We start from the raw sequence: 17,120 nt of genomic DNA, 5'->3' as shown, positions 1-17,120 counted from the left end.
TCAAAAGTAGAAAGTTAACACTGAGCGAAGTCGAAGTGTCAAAAGGCTTATAGAATCTGCTTTTAACTTTTTTAGAATGGTATATGTAAAAATTCAAGGTGTCCAGATCCCCGACTTCTTAAACTGACTTTTCACATTATTTGGAAAAGCTAACGATTGACCTAACCCCCTTCCCGATCCGGAAAGGGGGAAATTCAAAGTCTCTCTCCTTTTAGGAGAGAGATTTAGAGAGAGGTTTTCCAGATGCCGTGAAAAGTCAGTTTGAGAAGTCGGGGATCTATTTCATTACGAATGATTCAGAACTGCTATATAATAACACTTTGCATTAACCCAGAACTTCCAAAATCTTAAAATTGAATGACCAGGTTTATCCATGATAAATTCGCCAAAGACTATCTAGAAGAACTACTAAAAGATTACGGAGAAGTCAAGGCATCAGAAAAAGTATCAGGAGAAATTAAAGAAATAGATGTTTTATTTACTCCTGCCAAACAACAAAGTTCTAATATACAAATACTAGGTTTGCTAGGAAGACTTGCTGAAAATCCTGCAATTATAGAACCATACCGCAATCCAGCTTCTACCGATGAAATCTGCGACTGTATTCTCAAATTATTAGAAATCAAGGCTCTCCTGCGACGAGAAGCTAAAACCAATAAAACCAAACTTCAGGACTCAGAAATTCCCAAATTGTGGGTTCTTACACCTACCATATCTGAAACTAGATTGTCTAGCTTTGGAACTATACAAAAAGCAGGTTGGTTATCAGGAGTGCATTTTCTGCCAGATGCATTGCGGACAGCAATTGTAGCAATACACCAACTACCCCAAACACCAGAGACATTATGGTTGAGGCTTTTAGGTAGGGGAAGCGTGCAGTCACAAGCGATTATCGAGTTGCAAGCGTTACCATTAGATCATCCATACCAAAAAGCAACTCTTGAATTAGTTTACAACTTGCGCGAAAACTTGAGAGTAAATCAAGAATTAGAAGCAGATGATAGGGAGTTAATTATGCGATTAGAACCACTTTATCAAAGAGACAGAGAACAAGCCAAAGAAGAGGGAAGGCAAGAAGGAAGGCAAGAGGGAAGGCAAGAGGGCAGGCAAGAAGGAAGGCAAGAAGGAAAACAAGACTTAATATTGCGTCTACTAAATCGCCGTATTGGTGAGATTGATACGTCATTAATCGAGCGAATTCAAGGCTTATCGCTTGAACAATTAGAAAATTTAGGAGAAGCATTGCTAGACTTTTCTAGTGTTGCTGATTTAGAAACTTGGTTAAACCAACAATCAATCTAATTTATTTCGATTGATAAAGAGTTAATTATGCGATTAGAGCCACTTTATCAAAGAGACAGAGAACAAGCCAAAGAAGATGGAAGACAAGAGGGTAGGCAAGAAGGAAGGCAAGAAGGAAAAGAAGACTTAATACTGCGTCTACTAAATCGCCGTATTGGTGAAATTGATGTATTATTAATTGGGCGAATTAAAGGTTTACCCATTGAACAATTAGAAAATTTAGGAGAGGCATTGCTAAATTTTTCTAGTGTTGCTGATTTAGAAACTTGGTTAAACCAACAATCAATCTAATTTATTATTACTACACCTGGCGACTAGAAGTCGCGGCTATACAGACTTGTGTTGAGCGGAGTCGAAATACAAAACCCACCAACCTGGGTTAAAATCCTTGATTTCCTCTTAGTCCACGGAGGTGGACTTTGTTTGCGTAGTAGCGAATTTTATTCGCCTAATACTTTTAAAACTATACCTTCAGTATAAAAAAGTTGCTAATAACCGATTACCAGTAAGGCTTTCACTAATAAAAGTAAGCTAAACTTTTATAGCCGAGTATTGCCTAAAAATATTTCATAATTGAAGGGAGAAAATCCCAATGGAGAAGATAAAAATGCTAGAACAATATCGTAAACACGTTGCCGAAAGAGCAGCACTCGGTATTCCCCCTTTACCATTGGATGCGAAACAAACCTCAGAATTATGTGAATTACTGAAAAATCCGCCCAAAGGTCAAGAGGATATATTATTGCATTTATTGAGCGATCGCGTTTCTCCTGGTGTTGATCCAGCAGCTTATGTCAAAGCTGGATTTCTCACCGCGATTGCTAAAAAGGAAATCACCAGTCCCTTGGTTTCGCGCATAGAAGCAGTGCAATTGCTGGGGACGATGGTAGGTGGTTACAATGTGCAATCTTTAATCGATTTGCTGCAATGGCCCACCGTATCCCTTTCAGACTCATCTGAAACACCTTTAGTAATGGGTGGACAAGGAAAGGAACCCATTTCCGCCTACGCCGCCAACGCCTTAAGCAAAATCCTCTTGGTGTATGACGCTTACCACGATGTTTTAGAGTTGTCTAAAACCAATCCTTTCGCCAAGCGGGTGATTGACTCTTGGGCGGAAGCTGAATGGTTTACCATGCGCCCCACAGTCCCAGAAGCAATTACTGTCACCGTTTTTAAAGTTCCAGGCGAAACCAATACCGACGATTTATCACCCGCCCAAAGCGCCACAACTCGCCCGGATATTCCTTTACACGCCTTGGTGATGTTAGAGTCACGGCAACCGGGAAGCTTACAAACCATTGCCGAATTGAAGAAAAAAGGACATCCTGTAGCTTACGTGGGAGATGTAGTTGGTACAGGTTCCTCGCGTAAATCTGCTATCAACTCAGTATTGTGGCACATGGGAAATGATATACCTTTTGTACCAAACAAACGCGCTGGGGGTTATGTTTTAGGTGGTGCGATCGCGCCAATCTTCTTTAACACAGCTGAAGATGCCGGTGCTTTGCCTATTCAGTGCGATGTCACCAAACTCGAAACCGGCATGGTAATTACCATCCATCCCTACAAAGGCGAAATCACCAACGAAGCAGGCGAAGTCATTTCCACCTTTGCCCTCAAACCTGACACCATCCTCGATGAAGTCCGCGCAGGTGGACGCATCCCCCTACTTATCGGACGTACCCTCACCGACAAAACCCGTCTTGCACTTGGTTTAGAACACAGCACCGTTTTCACCCGTCCTCAGCAAGCCTTTGATACAGGCAAAGGCTACAGCTTGGCACAGAAAATGGTAGGTAAAGCTTGCGGATTACCTGGTGTGCGTCCCGGCACATCTTGCGAACCCATCATCACTACCGTTGGTTCTCAAGATACCACAGGCCCCATGACCCGCGACGAATTGAAAGAACTCGCTTGTCTTGGTTTCAGTGCAGACTTAGTGATACAAAGTTTCTGCCACACAGCAGCTTATCCCAAACCAGTAGACATCCAAACCCATCACGAACTCCCCGATTTCTTTGCTTCTCGTGGCGGTGTCGCCCTCCGTCCCGGTGATGGTATCATCCACTCTTGGTTAAATCGGATGCTGCTACCCGACACCGTGGGAACTGGCGGCGACTCTCACACCCGCTTCCCCTTGGGTATTTCCTTCCCCGCCGGTTCTGGGTTGGTAGCCTTTGCAGCCGCCTTGGGTGTCATGCCTTTAGATATGCCAGAGTCAGTTTTGGTAAGATTTAAAGGAGAATTGCAACCAGGTATCACCCTGCGCGATGTCGTGAATGCTATTCCCTACGTAGCAATTCAAAAAGGTTTGCTGACAGCAGAGAAGCAGAACAAGAAAAACGTGTTCTCCGGGCGAATTCTGGAAATAGAAGGTTTGCCAGATTTAAAAGTTGAACAAGCCTTTGAACTCACCGATGCTAGTGCCGAACGTTCTTGTGCCGGATGCACAATTAAGCTGAGTGTAGAGACAGTTTCTGAATATCTGCGTTCTAACATAGCCTTGCTGAAAAATATGATAGCACGGGGCTATCAAGATGCGCGTACCATGCTGCGCCGTGTGGCAAAGATGGAAGAATGGTTAGCAAATCCCGTGTTATTGGAAAGCGATGCTGATGCCGAGTATGCCGAAATAATTGAAATTGATTTGAACGAAATTAAAGAACCAATTGTTGCTGCTCCCAATGACCCTGATAATGTTAAATTATTATCGGAAGTTGCTAACGATCCAGTGCAAGAAGTATTCGTAGGTTCTTGTATGACAAATATTGGTCATTATCGGGCAACAGCGAAAGTTTTGGAAGGCGCAGGTGAAGTGAAAACTCGCCTATGGATTGCACCACCAACGCGCATGGATGAACACCAATTAAAAGAAGAAGGTGTATACAGCGTCTTTGGGGCTGCGGGTGCGCGTATAGAAATGCCAGGATGCAGTTTGTGCATGGGTAATCAGGCGCGAGTTGCTGATGGGACAACAGTATTTTCTACCTCTACCCGCAACTTCAATAATCGCATGGGTAAAGATGCGCGAGTGTATCTTGGTTCAGCAGAATTAGCCGCAGTTTGTGCGCTGTTAGGACGGCTTCCGACAGTGCAGGAATACTTGGATATTGTGGCGAGTAGAATTCATCCTTTTGCAGATGATTTGTATCGGTATTTGAACTTTGATCAAATTATCGGATTTGAGGATGAAGGGCGCGTGATTTCTAAAGAAGAACAGGCGTTGTTAGTATAGTTTAATTAGGTGGGTGTTATGCCCACCTAATTTTTAGCGTTTCCAAGAGGAATATTCATGACCAGTCCATCTTTTATAAATGAGAAAAACATTTATGAACAAGACTTTTACTTGTGGACACAAACAGTTGTCCATCAGTTAAAAGAAAATAAGTTGAATGAAATAGATATACCTAATTTAATTGAAGAAATTGAAAGCATGGGGAGGAGTGAAAAACGCGAGTTAAGAAATCGATTAATTGTGCTATTAATGCACTTGCTGAAATGGCAATATCAACCAGAAAAACGTAGTGAAAGTTGGCGCAGTACCATTTCTGAACAACGTATCTGTATTGAAACATTATTAGAAGATAGCCCCAGTTTGCAACCTCTACTTGCAGAAGTATTTGAAAATTGTTATCAAAAAGCTCGTGTAAAAGCATCTGATGAAACAGGTATTAAATTAAATTTATTTCCTAAAGAATCTCCGTTTACATTAGAAGAAACCTTAAAAAATAGTTATTAAGTTGGAGAAAGGAATGAATTTTTATACCGTTGTACTCAGAAAAAATTCTGGCTATTGGGTTGCTTTATGTTTAGAAAACGGCATTGTCGGGCAGGGAAATAGTCAAGAAGATGCAATTAAAAAACTGAAATAAGCAATTGAATCTTTTGAAATTGTTTGTAGCAAACCTTTGGAACTTTAGAATAAATTACGACCATCCCAATATATCTGACCTAACCCCCCAACCCCCTTCCCTGCAAGGGAAGGGGGAGAAATCCGGCTCCCCTCTCCGCTTCGGAGAGGGGCTGGGGGAGAGGTCACACATAATATAAAAATAAACACCTATTTTCATACTTCATAAATGAATAATCCAACTCCCGAAGAACCCTATCCACCAAAAAAAAAGGGAACTCGCAATATTGTAATCGGATACAAAGCAGACTTAGTTAAAGTGCAACGTGCTAAAGAACTTCGTCAGCAAATGACAGCAGAAGAAAAAATTCTTTGGCAACATCTTCGTGCTAATCGCCTGAATGGTTTGCACTTTCGCCGTCAGCAGATTATCAATGGTTTTATTGCAGATTTCTATTGTCACTCAACTGCATTAGTGATAGAAGTAGATGGCAAAATTCATGAACAACAAGCCGAATATGATGCAGAACGAGACAAAGTTTTGTCAGCTAGGGGACTGCGTTTGTTGCGAATTAAAAATGAAGAAGTGAGACACGAGCTTGATAAAGTTTTGATGCGTATTTCCACAGCTTGTTCTCAACAGACCTAACCCCCCAGCCCCCTTCCCTACAAGGGAAAGGGGAGAAATCTGGCTCCCCTCTCCGCTTCGGAGAGGGGCTGGGGGAGAGGTTAATCTATGCGATCGCGCGCGTATGTTCCAAAACAAAGCAACGGATTTGCATTAAGTATGTAATAAGCCTTATGAGGGGACATCAAGGGTTAAGATGCAGACTTTGGCCATTGGTGTCAACTTCAGAACATAAAGCCCAAATTTGTTGGGTGTAAACGTCAATCTCAAGGGTGGCGCTTACGCCTTGTCAACTTGATAATACTTCATCAAAGTATCGATCGATTTCTGCTACCAGAATTTCAAAGTCTACAGGCTTGGTCAAGTGGCATTTGAAACCAGCCTTCAGTGCAAGCTGCCGATCCTCTTGGCTACCGTAGCCGGTAAGTGCAATCAGAATTGAGCGAGTAAATTTGGAGTCTTTACTCAGTTCCTGTGCAACGGCGAATCCATCCATTTCGGGAAGTCCAATGTCACAAATAATGATATGAGGCTCAAGCTTCTTTGCAGTTTCTACCCCTAAAATTCCATTGTTGGCAATGGAAACTTCATGCCCAAAAAACTCAAGTACTGCTTGTAATGATAAAGCTGAATCCTCGTTATCTTCGATGACTAAAATCTTTAACGATTTTTTCGCCGCCTCTGTAATCTCTAGTTCGTTGTCCGAGGCTGTAATCTCTTCGCATATAGGGAGAGTAACTTTGAATTCTGCCCCCAAATTTATCCCTCTACTCGAGGCTTCAACATTACCACCATGAAGTTCTACAAGACTTTTTACTACCGAAAGTCCCAAACCTAGCCCGCCCCGCGAACGATCTAAACTGCGATCTGCCTGGGTAAACGGCTCGAAAAGTTCTGGTAATATTGTCGGTTCTATGCCGATGCCTAAGTCTCTTACAGATAATACCGCTACACTACCTGAGCCATTCTCACCTGGAATAACTGAGAAATCCACCCAGATCGTTCCATCTGGCTGGGAAAACTTTAAGGCGTTATCAAGAAGGTTCCCAAAGATTTGGAAGAACCGCGTCGGGTCAACATAAGCCCACACGGGCGTGTTTGGCAGGTCTTCTACTACATTAAGATTCCATCTCTTGATTGCTTGTGCATGGTCATTGAGACTTTGGCGAACCAATTCCACCAGATTAACCTTCTCCAGATTTAATGAAATCTTCCCATAAGTGATGGACGACACATCAAGTAACTCATCGATCAATTTCGAGAGGTGCTTAATCTGGTTTTGCATCATTAAAACTGTTTCCCCAACCGCACCAGTCTGTCCTAGCTTCAATTTGAGAAGCTGAACGCCGTTGGAGATGGGAGCAACGGGATTTCTCAGCTCGTGAGCTAGCATGGCAATAAATTTGTCTTTTAGGGCATTTTGGTTCGTCAGTTTCTGGAAAAGTTGCACGTTGGCGATCGCAACTGCTGTAGTATCTGTCAAAATCTCAAGCAGTCCGATCTCTTCGGGCGTGGCTAGGTGGCATGTACTCCAGTAGGCTCCGATCGCACCCAGCGGATCGGAAACCCGAATGGGAACCATCACTAAACTTTTGACAAAAGTTACTTTGTACGCCTCAATCGGAATTCGTGCATCCTGGTAAATGTCCTCAATTATGGCTGCTTTTTTATTGAGCATTGCCCAACCGGAGATACAAGACTTGAGCGGAAAACGCATACCTTTCCAAAGTGGCCCAATGGCGTTTTCATCGACATAGTGGCAACATTCACCATCCCGCAATACAAAAGTTACTCCATCAGCATTTGTGAGATCGCGAGCAGCCAAATGCACAATCTCAATAATTTCCTCAATAGTCCGCACACAAGCCAAATCCTTCACAACGGAAAGCAGCCTGTTGTAAGACGAAATGCTATAGCTTTGATCTGAATTCTGTTCTTGAGGGATGGAGGTTTGTAATATATTTTTCATAAAAACTCCGAACAAAAAGATGTCTGTATAAAAACTCAGGTAAAGCGGGTAGGTTCAGCAGACACCTACTCTTAATCGTAATCTTAACCTCGATCTTGAGAGTACAATCTGTTAGGGCATTTTAGCTTCTCCTATTCCTGTTATGGTATAAATAAAATATTTGGGATCGTTCTAAGTAAATATTCGTAATTTACTCGTATTTGCTAATGCAACTTTGGTGTTTAATCTACAGCGGTTATTAGGCGTAGTATTTGCAAGAGCGTCACCAATAGCATAGAGGTAGCGAGTCCGTGAGAATCCCCAAGAGCGTCACAACCCTTCGTAGACATCGCCGATCGCAGGCAAATTATTTGGCGATCGCTAAATAATACTCAAATCGCTGCCGGAGTTGTTCAACCGTCAAATTTTGAGTCCAGTACTCCACTAGAGCGTGACCAAATGCCCAGGCATTGCGATCGGGTGCAGCGGTGTTTTCCAGCAGTAGCGGCCAAAGGGATAGCAATTCAAAGTTGAGCGAGTTGGGGTTCAAGAGTGAGAAAAGCTCATATCCCATTTGCAGTTTACCAATGACAATTGGCAACTGTTCCACAGGAATTTGCTCCGCCAGCATATACGCTAAAGCTGGAGATCCGGTTGAGAAGGTAGAAACAAACTGAAGGACGGGACTTTTGAGCAATGCCGTTAATCCTTGCGTTGTCGTCATCTGGAAGGTATAGTGGTCGATGATTTTGGCGGCGGCGACGATGCGAGTTTCTAGGTTACGCAAAAAGCGGGCGAGACGGAGTTGCTTGGTAGGTGCGATCGCATCGACTAATCCCAACGATAGCGCTTCTACTCCCCAGGCAACTCGATTTGTTTTGCTGTCACTTGTAACCACGGGTAAAACTAGATTACAGAAGTTTCCCAGCAGTTTGGCGCGATACTCAGTGGCTTCTCTAATGGCAATTTCTTTGGGACGATCGCCCCATTCCCAATCATAAGGTGGTTGCCATTCGCGGATGGGACGCAGACGATCTACTTGAGTGACAATCGCGATCGCAGGTAAATCTGCAATTTCTGCTTTGATGTCTTGCAAAAAGTCCACATCCATTTGCAGGGCAGGATCGAGGGCAGGGGTGGCTAACAGCAGCAAATCTGAATTGATGGCATAATCAAGCACCAAGTTTCGGAGTTCGGCACGGTTGACTTGTTCGTAACCAGGTGTGTCCAAAAGCGTCAGGGTTTCCCCACTTTCAGTCTGCCATTGATAATTCTGAATGCGATCGGTACTGGGTAAAACATCAACTGCTGCGAGATCCGCCTGAAATAGCGTGTTAATCAGGCTACTTTTTCCCGATCCCGTGCGCCCCACCAGCAGAATATTCACGGGTTTTTGCTCAACCGCCTCGGCTGGTTGAGCTTGAGTCAGGATTTCTCGGAGTGTTTGGGTTTTTGGCTGGGGTAAAGTTGCTGGGGAAGCTACGGTTGCTGGAACTGGTAATGTGCTACGTCCGTAAAGTGCGATCGCTTGTCGGCATAAGTTTCTCAAAGCAGCTTCCCGAAATAACTGGCTCAAGTTCCCCAATAATTGCTGAGTTGCTTGGTTACTAGAACCCTGACTGGCTTGTTTTGCCACCGCCGCCACCGGATTTAAGATCCACTGTGCCCAGTTCCAAGCTTTCCAGAATTTCCGAGCCGATGGTTCTAACTTCCGGTAGACCTCATATCCTTGGTATGCTTGTCCAACCGTCACCTGATTGAGGACAGGGGATAACTTTTGCATCCACCGATCCATATCATCCACCGTTCCCCGAATCAGCCCGTAAGCTTGGGGGACGTAAATATTCAACAGGGGATATTGAACTTCAGGATTGTAGATATGAGCGATCGCTACGACTAAATCTTGGCATCGCGTCCAAAAAGTTTGCCAGTCTTCCCAAATCGGGCGATCGCTTTGTGCTGCTTGGAGAATTTCTTGAAGGGCGGTTTCTGTAAGTTTTGTGGTGTCACTTCCCACAGGCACCCCCCCTGTATCCTCTGCTGTCGATTCCAGTTCTTCACGGACTTGAGTTAATACAGCTTCCACTTGGTTAACAGCTGGTTGAGTCCATTTGACTAGCAGCCAACGCCAACCAACAAATAAAACGGTGAATACACCCCAAATCCAATTAATGCCCCACGCATGAATTTGTGAACCGGCGGACACCAGTAAAAAAATGATGATAAACGCGATCGGGATTGCTAAGACTACCCACTGCCACAGTTTTAATCGCACCATTGCCCCATACCTGCTTTGAAATGTTGAGAAATTCGAGTTTTTGCAAAAATTACTCTTATAAAAAGTCTATCGTCTTCAATGCAAGCAGGATATTTGGTATTCTGGGATTAATGGTAGACTCCTAATTATTAGGGATAAATGTTTTATTTTGCTGTAGGTAGCTAAAAAAACAACTGGATATTTATATTTCTAGATTAGAAGAAGTTTAAAATTGCTCAGTTGTCTATGAGAGCAAAATTTAGTAAACAAGCTATGCAAACAATTACCGACATTGGTACGCTGATTGTCAGCACACCCGGAACTTGTGGTGGTCGCCCTCGGATTGCGGGACACCGGATTACGGTACATAATATTGCGATAGATTTCAACGCAGGCATGAAACCGGAAGAGATAGTTGTCCAAAGACCACAACTAATTTTGGCACAAGTTTATGCAGCGTTAGCTTACTACTATGCTAACCAGGAAGTAGTTGACACGGAGATTGCCGCAGAAATTGAAGAATACGACCGTTTGGAAGCTGAGTACACGGCGAAGAGACAGTGAGCCAAATTCGTTTGTATTTAGATGAGGACAGTGTTGAGAAGTCCCTAATCAAAGCTTTCTGTAATGCAAACTTGGATGTTGTGACAGTCGCCGATGTGAGCAGGCAGAGCTATTCTGATCATGAGCAGCTAATTTGGGCAACAGAGCAAGGGCGTGCTATCTATAGCTACAACCGAAGAGACTTTTGCTGCTTGCATAACGAGTTTTTAGCCACAGAAAGAAATCATGCTGGTATTATCTTGTTGCAGCAACAACGCTATTCCGTAGGGCAACAGTTACAAGGGTTGCTCAAGTTGGTTGCTACTCGTTCGGCTGAAGATATGGTAAACCAACTGATATTTTTGAGTGCTTATATTAATAAAACCTATTAAACCACTGTCGGCATTTTAATTAATACTAGGTTTCATTGGTAAGACTGCTATTTTAATAAAGATATCCTTGAAGTGATCTCGTATGTCATCAGCTAATTGTAAGGCAATAACTAAATCTGGAGAAAAATGTAAGCTCAAAGCTAATTCTTCTGGATACTGTCATATACATACTCCTAAAAAAATTGCTGAATACGAAGTAAAACAACATTTACCTGAAATGTTCGCAGTTGAGGTTTCAGCCAAGACTTTTAGCCAACGACGAGGCTTGAAGCCAATATCTGAGATTATCCAAATTGATAGTATGAATGATGAGTTACGCAATTCTCTTTGGAATGTATTAAGTGCAAAGTTATTTTCAGAATACTCCAAATCCGTATTTTTAACAATATATTCGCGTAAAAGTATAAAAATTTTTATTAAATATATGTGGGAAAAATATTTTAAGTTACCTTTGGATAACTTGCCTGATGATCGAATCTCATCTGTAAAAATGTTATTAAAATATTTTCAAAATTGCCAATGGAATGAAGTTTACGACTTTCTTGAAATCACTATAAACTATTTTAAATCTCCGAAACTTGTAGAAGATATAAACTCTGTATTAGAAATAGAACTGGCAGGTTATAGATTTGTGGGAGGTGTATTCACAGATATCACCAATGAGCAAGAAATTGAAATGCTTGAGCAAGCAGTAGATGATAAAAACTTTCCTGCTGTGTCCACCCATTTGAAGCGCTCCCTTGCTTTGATGAGCGACAAGAAAAATCCTGATTACAGAAACTCTATAAAAGAATCTATTTCCGCAGTTGAAAGTCTTGCAAAAGCTATTACTGGAAAACCAAAGGCAACTTTAGCAGATGCTCTGAAGGTTCTGGATGTCTCTCACAATTTACATCCCGCTTTAAAAAATTCATTCTTAATTCTGTATGGATATACAAGTGATGAGGGAGGTATCAGACATGCTATGTTGACTGAGCCTGATCTAACTATTGCTGATGCAAAGTTCTTTTTACTTTCATGTACGTCTTTTATAAATTATCTGAAATCGAAAATTTAGAGTGCGATCGCTTTTTAATTAGATTTGGGAGATAAGGAGCGATCGCCTCTGGCTATTTACACGATTGTCTTAGATACATTCAGCGATCGCAAGCAACAATAGAATTTATCAACGAAGTGTTGATGACGAAAGTGCCAAAATAGGCAAAAATTGGACAGCACAAAATTTTCTGGCGATCGCTCTTAACGTTTTAAATACTTCTTTAAATACTTAATATTAGTTAATCTTAAGGATAGTTGGCAACAAAAATTTTTAACAGAACTTCCCAAGCGATAACATTTGCGGACGATATCTAAGGCAAAGTATGGTACGCGCAGTCGAAGTGGATAAAACACGGGCAGATATAACCAGTAGTAAGCCTTTTTTAAGTTATTCCACTTTGAGCAAGGTTCTTGATGCAGGAAATCTGATATGTCTACGACTAATCCTCTGCCCTGGTACATCATGACATTACGCCCGTGGACATCATGAGGGTAGAGTCCGCAACTTCGGGCATAGTCAAGAGCTTCATCGATGTCCTTTATTACCTGCTTGGGAATTAGTAAACCGAAGTGCATACAATCGTAGAGGGTTGTTCCATAAAGCCTTTTCAAGACTAAAAACTCATCCTTGGCGTACAAACACTCAGAAAAGGCTGGATGATAACCTAGGCGATGGTAAACTTCTACTTCTTCTTCAAAGCCTGTCCTTCCTGGGGCATAAATCTTAACTACATAGTCAGGGTAATCGGGGTGATAAACTACTGCGGCGTAATTTCCTTTGCCAAGCAGCCGCCAAGGTTGGGGGAGATAGCTTACCTTAATTGGATCGCAGGGATTGACACTTTCAATCTGTAATCTAGGCAGTAGTTCCTGATAAATGTTTTTGACGAACTGTTTTGGGCGCAATTTGTCCATATCAATTCCTTAGCCAATTTACGAGGTTTGGGAATAAGGTTGACTTGAGTGAATACGACCTAAATGACACCGTTGCAACTTCCCATTAACGGTAGAGATGGCAATTTTTATCTACAACTCATGCGATATTGATTTTTCTATCAACAATTCTGATTCTGCTTCACCCTCACCCAGATTATCAGAATTAGCAGATTTAGAAAAACCATCTGCCACATCTTTGATAAAACCAGCTACAGGTACTGCAACTAGTAAACCCAAGACTCCGCCAACATTGGTTCCTACAAGCAAAGCAATTAATACCCATATTGGTCTAATACCAGTAAATTTGCCTAAAAGACGTGGTGCGATCGCCTGATCGATTAACTGATCGATAACAACAGCTACCGCAAAAACCTTAGTTGCTAACCAAAAGTCATGTGACGCTATGATTAAAGTTATTAAAACCAGACTGACGACATCACCAAAGGGAATTAAGCTCAAAAGTCCAACTCCCAAACCAAAGAGTAAACCAAACTGGACTTGAAAAGCTAAAAATAATAATGTTATTGAAACACCCATCAGCAAAGCCAAAGTTCCCTGACCAATTAAGTAATTTTGGAAGTTTTGCTGAATAGACTGACTTATCTGTTGAGCAAGATTTCCAGGTAACTTCTTAAATATTGCCTCCCAAATTCTTGGGCCATCTAACAACAAGTAAAAAGTTAGCACTACTGTGATTAATGCCTCAGAAATACTATCAATTGTATCTATGATAATACTTAAAAGTTTATCTGAAACAAATTCTAATTCATTAGGTAATTGGTCAGTAACTTGTGCTAATAGCTGACTTAAATTAACATTTACTTTATGTTTCAAAAACCAATTATTGACACTCTGAAGTTTTTCTTCGCTAGAATCAATCCATTGGGGAAAGACTTTAACCATTTCATTAAATTGCTCTAAAACAATGGGCACTAAAGTGATACCCAAAGCCACAACAATTATCAATGCTAATATAAAAACTAATGCTACTGCATAGCCGCGTTTAACTCTCCGCTGTTGGAGAATCGAAACAGGATAGTTTAAAACAAATGCAAGCAAAGTAGCCAAAACAAGAATTGTGACGACAGGTTGAAAGTTTCTCACCAGCAAAGATGCTAGCCAAGCATTGAGAAATACTAGAGGAAATAATAGCGTAAAAATTAACCATCTAAGTAGTTGATTCAGGGAAAAATTCATAATTAATTTCAAAGCGAAAATTATTCTATTTACTAGATTGAACCGGGTAATCAAATCTGTTCAAGAGGAAGTAGACAATAAAAATCTTTCTCCACTACAGACGACGCGATTAATCGTGTCTCTCGCAATTTCACATTCTCTACTCCCCATTATTCCAATTACTAACTTTCAGCGAAAGCTGAAAATTGCTCCTCATTTATTCGCCCTGCTTGATAGAGAGTATTAGTAATTTCCGAAATAGTTAAAACCGCATGGCTGCGATAACCATTTTGCTGTAACCTATCTTTCACTCCCTGTTCGTGATCGATAAATACCACAATATCATTAACCTTTAATCCAGCTGATTCCAACTTTCCTGCCCCTTCCATGACACTTTTGCCGCTAATGAGAATATCGTCAACCACTACAACTGTTTCACCAGCATGAAAGTTACCCTCAATTACTCTCCGAGTTCCGTGTGCTTTCACCTCTTTACGCGGGAAAATCATCGGACAATGAAGGCGCAAAGCTAAACCAGTCGCAGTAGGTAATGAACCATAGGGAATACCTGCTAATCTATCAAAATTCAGATTCTTCAAAATATCCTCATAAGCTGTGAGAACTTGATTAAAAACTTGGGGATTGGAAATAATTTTGCGTAAGTCGATGTAATAAGGAAATATCGCTCCTGATGCTTGGATAAAACTGCCAAACATAATGCAGTCAATATCGTAAAGTTGTAAAATCAAATCTTGGTGGGGGTGCTGATTTAGAAAACAAACATCAGGAAACCACACAGAACAAGTAGAATTTTCGTAAATAATTTCAGTTTTGATTTTATTTATTTCTGCACGTAGAGACTGGACTTCTTCTGATAATTTGATATTAACCAACATATCTTGAGGAACAGGAATCAGTAAACCATCACCGTTACTATTCAAGCCAGCTTCTAAAATTTGTTTCAGGTTTTGACCCTCCGCCCAGATGCTACGCGCCATAATAATTCGTTCAGGTGCAACTGCTCGAATAAGTGCTAAAACTTCAGGATTTGTAGTTCCCACTTCCAAACCCAATTGTTCTGGAGTTCCCCAGGTTTTTGATTCTTTTACTACTTGTAAATAAAGGGGTGATTCGTTTGTAGGATATTGCTGTAGAGCTTCTGCACCTGGATTAGAAGTACAGCATAAAATAAACACCGCTTTATCAGGATAGACTAAAAAAGGTGCTACGTGATCTTGTCCTGTGTAGGGGCTGAGAGTGATTGCGTCCACTTGCCATTGTGTAAACACAGTCTGGGCAAAGATGCTACTAGTATTTAAGTCACTGTGTTTGGCATCTAAAATCACTGGGATATGGGCTGGAATAGCTGCTAAAGTTTTGTACAGCAGTTCCAAACCAGGAATACCTAAAGCTTCGTAAAAGCCGAGCGTCGGTTTATAAGCACAAACGTAATCAGAAGTTTCCGCAATAATAAATTGTAACCACTTTTCCAAACCAGCAATAAGTTCTTCAGATTCATAACGTCCAGGCATCATCTCTGGATTTGGATCGAGTCCTACAAATAGTAAGCTTTGATTTTGTAAGATATTTCCATTCAATTTATCAAAAAAGTTCATTGTTTTGTTTAAAAAAGGATCGTCGATCGAAACATTGATTCTGTTAATTCAGTACCACCAGCCTTACGCCCTAATTGATAGTGAATTACTACAAATAAGATAACCATCGGCACTGAGGCAAAGTGAACAATTCGCAATGCTTGCCAATCGCCAAAGCAATCCACAATCCAGGAAAGTTGAGCAGGTTTATACATTCCTATCCCTGTAAATAATGCCAGCAGCAAAATAGGAATAATTGCTGTATAAGCAATCCGATGCCAAGCATAAATTCGACGTTGGGAATTTTGAGTTTTTTGTAATGCTTTCAAGTCATTAGCACCGACAAATCTATGTCGCCAGCGCCGGGTAACTAGGACGTAAATTCCATACCACAACAGATTTAGCGAGAATAGCCACATTGCTGCAAAATGCCAGTGTCTACCTCCTGCCAGCCAACCTCCTAAAGTAAATATCGGCGGAATGTGCAAACCTGCGCGTCCACCAAAAACAGGGTTAGCGTTGTAAATTTGTAGTCCGCTGGTGAGCATGATAAATAGACTAATGATGTTACACCAGTGGAAAATTTTGGCTCCTATTGCTTGAGTGGGTCGCTTTCGAGTTGAAGAGGGAACGTTGGAAGTCATAAATTTTGACTGATAAAATTTGCTGTTTATCTGTCTTGGGTAAATAGCCCAGCAAGTTTGGGTGGGTATTACTCACTTTTATTTTCCCATCATTTAGATTCAGTATTTTGGCATTAATGGTCTACCATCTGCTGTTTTAGCTGTCAGTTTAAGTATGGCTAAGGTTGTTCTAAGCTAAATTACGCCTAATGTGAATTAATGTTGGGTTTCGTTACTCAACCCAACCTACGCCAGTTTTAGTTTTTAGCCTTAAGTGAACCGTATTGAATTAAAGTCCAGATACGATTACCAGTAGACCAGTGTCAATCCAATACCTAAATCAGCAGCGCAGCAGTAGAGGATTGCTCTTTCTTGGTGGAATGGGGTTTTGTGACGACCCTAGAGTTGTCAAACAATCGGATTTTGGCTGGCGAATGCGAGAGCGTTTTTTATCCAGTATGTATTGGTGATAAACGCGGTTTACTTTTTAGACATCCTTTAAGATTAAAACATTAACAGGTATCAAACATCATTTAAGCAAGGAGAATAAGATGGCTAACACAGATAATCTCACTGGTGTGAGAAATTTGGGTCTTGCGATCGCCGATCCCTTCATTGGTAGCACTGCTCCAAAGACTGCTCAGATATTGGAAGTTACTGGTCAAGGAGAGGTAAATGTTGCTACCACTTTAACTGCTGTAGAATTGGGGATTAAAGTACAGGCAAAAACTGCAACCGAAGTTCAAGAACAAGTTGCTCAACGTTCAACTGCGGTGGTTGATGTACTGCAAAAGCTTGGGGCGCAGGAACTTCAAACTACATCTATTCA

Annotated in this window: 14 protein-coding genes and 1 pseudogene; 9 read left to right on the top strand and 6 right to left on the bottom strand. The window is 41.5% G+C overall.

The genetic code is table 11. The annotated features are described in order from the left end of the window. Window positions 1-357: 357 nt before the first annotated feature. From AC1F2U_RS25120 to AC1F2U_RS25100, 5 genes and pseudogenes are all read left to right on the top strand, one after another. Window positions 358-1,302, top strand: a complete 945-nt coding sequence (locus AC1F2U_RS25120) for a DUF4351 domain-containing protein (RefSeq protein ID WP_480263555.1) — start codon at window positions 358-360, stop codon at window positions 1,300-1,302. A 12-nt stretch (window positions 1,303-1,314) separates the two neighbouring features. Then, window positions 1,315-1,593, top strand: a pseudogene (locus AC1F2U_RS25115) (DUF4351 domain-containing protein); the annotation flags it as partial. Between the two features lie 316 nt (window positions 1,594-1,909). Beyond that, window positions 1,910-4,540, top strand: coding sequence for a bifunctional aconitate hydratase 2/2-methylisocitrate dehydratase (acnB, locus tag AC1F2U_RS25110; RefSeq protein WP_480263595.1), 2,631 nt, complete (start codon window positions 1,910-1,912; stop codon window positions 4,538-4,540). A 57-nt stretch (window positions 4,541-4,597) separates the two neighbouring features. Then, complete coding sequence (locus tag AC1F2U_RS25105) at window positions 4,598-5,044, top strand: DUF29 domain-containing protein (protein ID WP_480263554.1); 447 nt, start codon at window positions 4,598-4,600, stop codon at window positions 5,042-5,044. Between the two features lie 340 nt (window positions 5,045-5,384). Further along, window positions 5,385-5,804 carry an endonuclease domain-containing protein gene (locus AC1F2U_RS25100; RefSeq protein ID WP_480263553.1) on the top strand — a complete coding sequence of 140 codons (420 nt, stop codon included), beginning with the start codon at window positions 5,385-5,387 and terminating at the stop codon, window positions 5,802-5,804. A gap of 268 nt (window positions 5,805-6,072) precedes the next feature. On the opposite strand, the gene AC1F2U_RS25095 is transcribed toward AC1F2U_RS25100, so the two are convergent. Beyond that, entirely contained in the window at window positions 6,073-7,752 is a 1,680-nt protein-coding gene (locus AC1F2U_RS25095) for a hybrid sensor histidine kinase/response regulator (RefSeq protein ID WP_480263552.1), read from the bottom strand. Between the two features lie 346 nt (window positions 7,753-8,098). Further along, window positions 8,099-10,009, bottom strand: a complete 1,911-nt coding sequence (locus AC1F2U_RS25090) for a GTPase family protein (RefSeq protein WP_480263551.1) — start codon at window positions 10,007-10,009, stop codon at window positions 8,099-8,101. 252 nt (window positions 10,010-10,261) lie between these two features. On the opposite strand from AC1F2U_RS25090, the gene AC1F2U_RS25085 reads away from it, so the two are divergent. From AC1F2U_RS25085 to AC1F2U_RS25075, 3 genes are all read left to right on the top strand, one after another. After that, the gene (locus AC1F2U_RS25085) at window positions 10,262-10,552 is read left to right on the top strand and encodes a DUF433 domain-containing protein (protein ID WP_480263550.1); all 291 of its coding nucleotides are present in this window, start codon (window positions 10,262-10,264) and stop codon (window positions 10,550-10,552) included. Continuing rightward, window positions 10,549-10,923, top strand: a complete 375-nt coding sequence (locus AC1F2U_RS25080) for a DUF5615 family PIN-like protein (RefSeq protein ID WP_480263549.1) — start codon at window positions 10,549-10,551, stop codon at window positions 10,921-10,923. The genes AC1F2U_RS25085 and AC1F2U_RS25080 overlap by 4 nt, the downstream gene beginning before the upstream one ends. Window positions 10,924-11,005: 82 nt before the next feature. Further along, entirely contained in the window at window positions 11,006-11,980 is a 975-nt protein-coding gene (locus AC1F2U_RS25075; protein ID WP_480263548.1) for an AbiJ-NTD4 domain-containing protein, read from the top strand. 182 nt (window positions 11,981-12,162) lie between these two features. On the opposite strand, the gene AC1F2U_RS25070 is transcribed toward AC1F2U_RS25075, so the two are convergent. The 4 genes from AC1F2U_RS25070 to AC1F2U_RS25055 all read right to left on the bottom strand — a co-directional run bounded on the left by AC1F2U_RS25070 (window position 12,163) and on the right by AC1F2U_RS25055 (window position 16,312). Beyond that, complete coding sequence (locus AC1F2U_RS25070; protein ID WP_480263547.1) at window positions 12,163-12,876, bottom strand: protein kinase family protein; 714 nt, start codon at window positions 12,874-12,876, stop codon at window positions 12,163-12,165. Between the two features lie 111 nt (window positions 12,877-12,987). Then, complete coding sequence (locus tag AC1F2U_RS25065) at window positions 12,988-14,094, bottom strand: AI-2E family transporter (protein ID WP_480263546.1); 1,107 nt, start codon at window positions 14,092-14,094, stop codon at window positions 12,988-12,990. A gap of 161 nt (window positions 14,095-14,255) precedes the next feature. Then, window positions 14,256-15,689, bottom strand: coding sequence for a bifunctional orotidine-5'-phosphate decarboxylase/orotate phosphoribosyltransferase (locus AC1F2U_RS25060; RefSeq protein WP_480263545.1), 1,434 nt, complete (start codon window positions 15,687-15,689; stop codon window positions 14,256-14,258). A gap of 8 nt (window positions 15,690-15,697) precedes the next feature. Further along, a complete protein-coding gene (locus tag AC1F2U_RS25055) occupies window positions 15,698-16,312 on the bottom strand; it encodes a cytochrome b/b6 domain-containing protein (protein WP_480263544.1) in 615 nt (204 codons plus the stop codon). Between the two features lie 530 nt (window positions 16,313-16,842). Here AC1F2U_RS25055 and AC1F2U_RS25050 point away from each other — a divergent pair. Continuing rightward, the coding region (locus AC1F2U_RS25050; RefSeq protein ID WP_480263543.1) for an SIMPL domain-containing protein at window positions 16,843-17,120 on the top strand (278 nt) is incomplete at its 3' end.

The organism is Nostoc sp. LEGE 12454 (assembly GCF_056620565.1).
This window is presented reverse-complemented; position numbering and strand designations above follow the sequence as displayed.